Here is a 5582-nt window from a genome sequence, read left to right on the forward strand (position 1 = left end):
CTTAAATAAACAAGAAATGTAATACACTAAAGACAGATCTATGAATCTCAATATATGCTACTCTGTGTATTTGAGTGCTATTTTCGAAGCGATATTTAAGAAAGCATGTAATAAATTAGCAGGATCATCTGTTTGATAACAAATGCCCTTAGGCTGATCGCTGTAAATTGGATCAATGCTGTCAATAATTTCGCTTAGTTTTTGCCCCTGCATGATGCCAATGAGGTTAATGACTTGTGTGACATTCGACATTGAAAGATGGACATCCTCGGCTTGAAGATCAAAATAAACAGTTGCGTTATGGTCGCGCCGGGCTAGGTAACTTTGGGCTTCTATTAACCAATTTGCTTCCTCAACGATTTTGCTTTCGTCCGGGTTATATCCTCCCAGGTTCTTCCATTTTTGCATGAGTAAAAAGTGGTTTTGACCTTACCCTAAAAGCTGAACACATCAATGGTATGGTTCTGCCAGTTGTTTATCTTTCTTGTTGATACGTTAAGACGGGGCGAAGGCCGCAGGTTGAAGCGGAGTCTCAACGCCAGCCGCAAATTCCACCGGCGTTTTATAGCCCAGTAAGCTGTGCGGTCATTGATGATTATATTGGCAGCGATAATCGCCGATGACAAGCCGGATTCCGAAGATCTTTCCGCTTAAGACATTCATCTCCTATTTTTCCGTGGAAGCTTTCAATGTGTCCATTTTCCCAGGGACTACCAAGCTTGATATATAGTGTCTTGATGGTTTTTTGCCCAAGCCAGTCCTATACAGCATAGGCTATAAACTCCGGACCATTATCACTACGAATATGTTCAGGCGCCCCATACTCCTCTATCGTTTTTTCCAGAATTGTGATCACATCCTCAGCACGAATCCAATAATCCAGATAGTCTGCCAACCACTGCCGGGTGAACTCATCGATGATTGTCAGGATGCGAAAGCGTCCTTCGTTCTCGGTTTGATCATGCACAAAGTCTCACCTCCAGATATGATTAACATATTTAGCTGATTGCCTTTCGGCAGTGCCATTACCCGTGCGCTTCATTTTGCGCTGTTTACGGCTCACCTGTAATCCAAGTTTACCTCGGATGCGTTGCACCCGCTTCTCATTGACTCTCGAGCCTTCTCGCCGAAGTAACACTGTGATCTTCCGGTAGCCATATCGTGGATGCTCACGCGATAGATTGACGATCGGCTATGTGTAGCAGCCGAGAACTCTCGCTGATTTTGCTGTTCCAATAGGCACTGGCTCGCGGTAAACCAAGAGCTCGGCATGCCTGGCTCTTATTACCAAAACCTTCTTCGATCACTATGTTTACGGCCCTCTGCTTGCTCGAAGGGCTTACCACTTTTTTGCGTTCACAGCCTTTAAGATGTCTATTTGAACCGCCTGGTCTGCCACAATTTGCTTAAGCCACGCATTCTCACCGGCCACAGTACGCATCGCTCGAACATCAGAGACTTCTATCCCTCCGTATTGCCTCTTCCATTTGTAGTAGGTCTGCTTACTTATGTTGTGCTTGGCACACAACCCCCTTTACCGTCATGTCTGCCTGACCTTCTCAAAGTATCCCTACAATCTTTTCCTCACTATATTTGCTTCTTGTCATTTCGTTTTGTCCTTCTTTTTTATCCGGACAAAGCTACATTTTTGATCTGTCTAACTTCTGGGGTTATATCAGTCATACTCCGTTTCAACCTAGGTATATAGGAGAGATTAATCCTACGCTATCCAGGAGACTATGTAGATCTCTCTAGGGGTTTTCATCGGTCAAATCAAAGAATGAAAGTGTTATCCAGTTATTTAGAAAAAATACTAAGGAAATAGCAAACAAAATCTATGAGCGTTGTTAGTGCATTCCTTCTGGCATGTGCTAGCTATATCAGTCAGAATTGACTATTATTTGGTAAATGTAGCGATGATGTCTTGGGCTATTAAATCAAAGGCAGCACTTAGATCGTTGCTCGTTGAGGCATCGGCACTGAACCCGCTGGGTTGACTTGTATCTAATGGTGCTTTTGCAATATTAACACCGCCTCTGGAACTTGGATCCTCTACGAAGATATAATCGGATCTGACGTTGGCCATAGCGAAGTGTTCGCGACTTGTATTCGAATTCAATATGACAGTGTAAATGTTAGCATCGTGATTTTTCCTAGCAAGCCATGCTTGTGCTTCCATGATCCAGGTCATTTCGTTTCTTATATTATTTTTTTCAACGTTAACCCATTTATTGTTTTGGTCATTTCCAGGGGAACTCCATTTGTAAAATTTTTGAGGAACTCCCAGCTCGGATTCATAGAGCTCTCCTCCAAATGTAAATTTGGGATAAATCTCTTGCAACCTAAAACCTCTATGAGAACGGTGTGGATGATCGGAGGCTGTTTCCACATAAAACCAGGAATCAGTAGTCCGATCTCTATCGTACTTATGATTGTAGCCGCTTATTTCACTATCGTCGTCGGACCAACACCATATGCGTAAGTTATTGTCTGGCTTATCACTGGTGCGTAGCCCAGAATAACGTATGTAGCTGTTGTGAGCAGTTATTACTCCGGGTTCATGCTGCAGTTCTAGAGGTTCTATGTCCTGAGCAGAACCAACGATGTTGCTTGTCCAACGGATATCCGCTGATAGACTGGATTGACGGTAGTAATAATAAGCTTCAGAAACATTTTTCCAATCTTCATGCCAACCTTTCCTGTAGAGGGGCATACGTCTGACTCTAGTAGTGGCATCCGTGGTCCAATTTTGTCGAGGTGTCCGAATACGTCCCGGAAAAGCTACCATAATGTCTTCTTCCATTCTGTTTATCTCATTTTCAACGATGGCGGCCATGAGTTTTGGGCTGACTAAAAATTTCTCATCAGGTTGGCCAGAAAGTTCTTCGCCATTGGAGTCAATTCTAAGGGCTGAATATTTATAGTCTGTTCCTAAAGCTGGTATGGTGCCTGCTACATAAGTATTTTCCAGGTAGGCTGCTTTACCGTCAAATGAAGAGTCAGTAAAGGTTGTCATAACCACCGGAATAGGACTGGTTGTTCTAAGATTGTTAGGTGCGGTTGCAGGAAGCATCTCATCAACCCACCCCCATGGAGCCCAGAAATCATCATTTCTGCTTTCCACTGGCACGGAAAGAGAGTTTGCGGTTATGATGGAATTTGCTACGGTAATGCCGTCTGCTGGGTCAGCATTGTATGACGGACTAGCAATATACTCCTTGTTATCCGCAGGACTTCTGTGAATGACATCAAGCATAGAGGACGCTACAAAAGTGCACAAATTCGCATTAACACCCGGAATGGAAGTGGTATCGATGTTGCCAACAAGCGTATCTAAGTCAAATGAACCATTTAACTTTCCAGAATAAGGATCTAAGCGGTTAAAAGTTCCGATAGTGCCACCGATGTCTTTGCTGTAGGTAAGAGGCTTTATATGGTGCGTCCATGGCACACTCATAGGATCGTTATCTTCATCATGGAGATTGTTGTAACCTGATCCTCTAACAAATGTTCTCATAGCATTAAATTCGCCATCAGAAAAAATAATATAATGGATATCTACTTTATCTCTGGCATCAGGAAGACCGGTGAGGAAGTTTTCCACCATGTTGTAGGCTAATCTGAAGCCTTCTTGTCCGTTAGTATGCGGACCTAAGATGTAATCTGTTTCAATATCCCAATCTTCTCTAATTGATTGAGTGCTTTGAGTATCCTTTGGCTTCAACATGTCAATGATTTCCTTTTTGAAATCTTGTCTAGGCACGAATGGTCCCCCCTTGGGGAAAGCCACTTTTCCTTTACCTGCAAAATAGACCACCCCAAAATAATCCTGATCATTATCGAAAAAATTTAAAAAATCGGTGACACTTTTTGCCAGCGCTTCGTCTTTACGTATCCTGTCCCCTTCGCCAGAAAAGATAGTGTTGGTCATAGACCTAGAGTTATCCAGAACTAGCATGATAACTTTAGGATTTCGAGTAACAGTAGCGCTATGTACCATGTCAGCTTCTGTTAGGCCTACTAGCGGTAGGAAAAAAGTCTTATGTCGAACCACCGCTTCGATTTCGATATCTACAGCAGCTGACTTGCCATAATCCTCTCCAACGTTTTCATCCCATTCATAGCCCTCATATAAGGCTGAGCTCATGGTGGTATCAAAATCAATTCCTCCTTTAGCACTTCCCATGTTATCTTCTCCATCAAAGCCAGCCACTGAAGGGTGTTCAAAAGTAGCTGAGCCAGTTAAAGGTGTGGAACTAGTCGAAAACCTAACGACTCCAATTGCCTGAGGTGTGCCATCTTTATCTTTAGATGTGCCTGTGGAGATACCTTCATAGAATCCGGAAGCTGTAAGTTCCGAGTTCCAAATGGTATCACCCCATCCAGGGTAATTGGCTTTCATCATAGCACCAATGATTGCTTTTTGTCTTTCGATATCACTGGTATAATTAGTGCCTATACGCAGAGCAGCTCCGTCAACTGAACGGACGAGACGTGCTTCATCTACATAATACATCCCGAAATCTAGCCCCATGCCAGTGAATAAAAGCATGGGCAGCAATAAGATGGCAAACAAGGCTGTATATTGGCCGCGCCGTCTTATGTACCTTTTACAAACTATTTCTAATTGCTCTTTCATAGAGGACTCCATTGTTTAATATCTTAATAAAAAGCTATTTCATACATTTGGTTAAAGTTGGCCAGGTTTATTAAGCTATCTAGACCTGTCAAAAATTCAGGAGCATAAAACATCTCTACAGCCACCATAACCTGTCCTTTCTGCATGATGATTGGGTCGAGCCCTAGTTCATCAGAGTTATCAACGACAAACGGATACACAGGGTCGCCTTTAAAATCGGTATAATCATCTGAAGGAATGATACGTGTTCTAAAATCTTTATTTTTGCAGATAGGGACATTTCTAGTGGTGTCAGAGGAGTCTACGTATGCAGGGTAAGCCTGTGCAGAATTTACAACAAAAACCTCAGGGGTTTTAGCATTCTCATCATGGTCTTCCAAAGTAATGATACTGAGAATGAGTCCCCAGCTTGTGTTGTCAGATGCATCCGGCTCATTAAATGTAGCAGTTCCATCTGGATCTATCTCGATATCGCGTGGTGCTATCATTTGTGTAGCAATTCTCTTGCTCGCTAAGAATGCAGCGCTATTGGGCAATTCATTTGGGCCAAATGCGGCTTGGAGGCCGTCTTTGGCGACAAAGACTCTAGCTGCTTCTCTAGCAGAAGAGGCAATAGATTGGCTTTTACTGATATTGCTAGCCAAGTCGTAAGCCACTAAGGTAAGCACAATGAGCATCGTTCCAAAGAGGGCAAACTCGACAGTCGCTTGGCCTCTCTCGTTCTTGTTTATTCTTAATTTCATATTCTTTTTGGTACGGGTTTGATTGAGATCAAGGAGATGCAAAATTGTCCGTGTAAGCAAAATCTTCGGTTACGACAGTTATTTCCTCTCTGATAGTAAAGGTGTCATCGTCATTGTTCAAAAAGCCGCCTATCAGCGGAGTCACGAAAGAAAAATCACTCTCTAAAGTAATAGTAAGGTCGCTGCTGGGAAGTAATCCA

Annotated in this window: 5 protein-coding genes; all 5 read right to left on the reverse strand. The window is 42.9% G+C overall.

The annotated features are described in order from the left end of the window. Positions 1-57: 57 nt before the first annotated feature. Entirely contained in the window at positions 58-408 is a 351-nt protein-coding gene (locus AAGA18_15735) for a hypothetical protein (GenBank protein MEM9446792.1), read from the reverse strand. A gap of 352 nt (positions 409-760) precedes the next feature. Then, positions 761-967, reverse strand: coding sequence for a DDE-type integrase/transposase/recombinase (locus AAGA18_15740; protein ID MEM9446793.1), 207 nt, complete (start codon positions 965-967; stop codon positions 761-763). A 6-nt stretch (positions 968-973) separates the two neighbouring features. Next, the gene (locus AAGA18_15745) at positions 974-1189 is read right to left on the reverse strand and encodes an IS3 family transposase (GenBank protein MEM9446794.1); all 216 of its coding nucleotides are present in this window, start codon (positions 1187-1189) and stop codon (positions 974-976) included. A gap of 708 nt (positions 1190-1897) precedes the next feature. Next, positions 1898-4639: a pilus assembly protein TadG-related protein gene (locus AAGA18_15750; protein MEM9446795.1), complete on the reverse strand. Its 2742-nt coding sequence runs from the start codon at positions 4637-4639 to the stop codon at positions 1898-1900. A 23-nt stretch (positions 4640-4662) separates the two neighbouring features. Further along, on the reverse strand, positions 4663-5382 hold the full coding sequence (locus tag AAGA18_15755; GenBank protein ID MEM9446796.1) for a TadE family protein: 720 nt from the start codon (positions 5380-5382) through the stop codon (positions 4663-4665). Positions 5383-5582 lie beyond the last annotated feature (200 nt).

This window comes from Verrucomicrobiota bacterium (assembly GCA_039192515.1).
GTDB lineage: Bacteria > Verrucomicrobiota > Verrucomicrobiia > Methylacidiphilales > JBCCWR01 > JBCCWR01.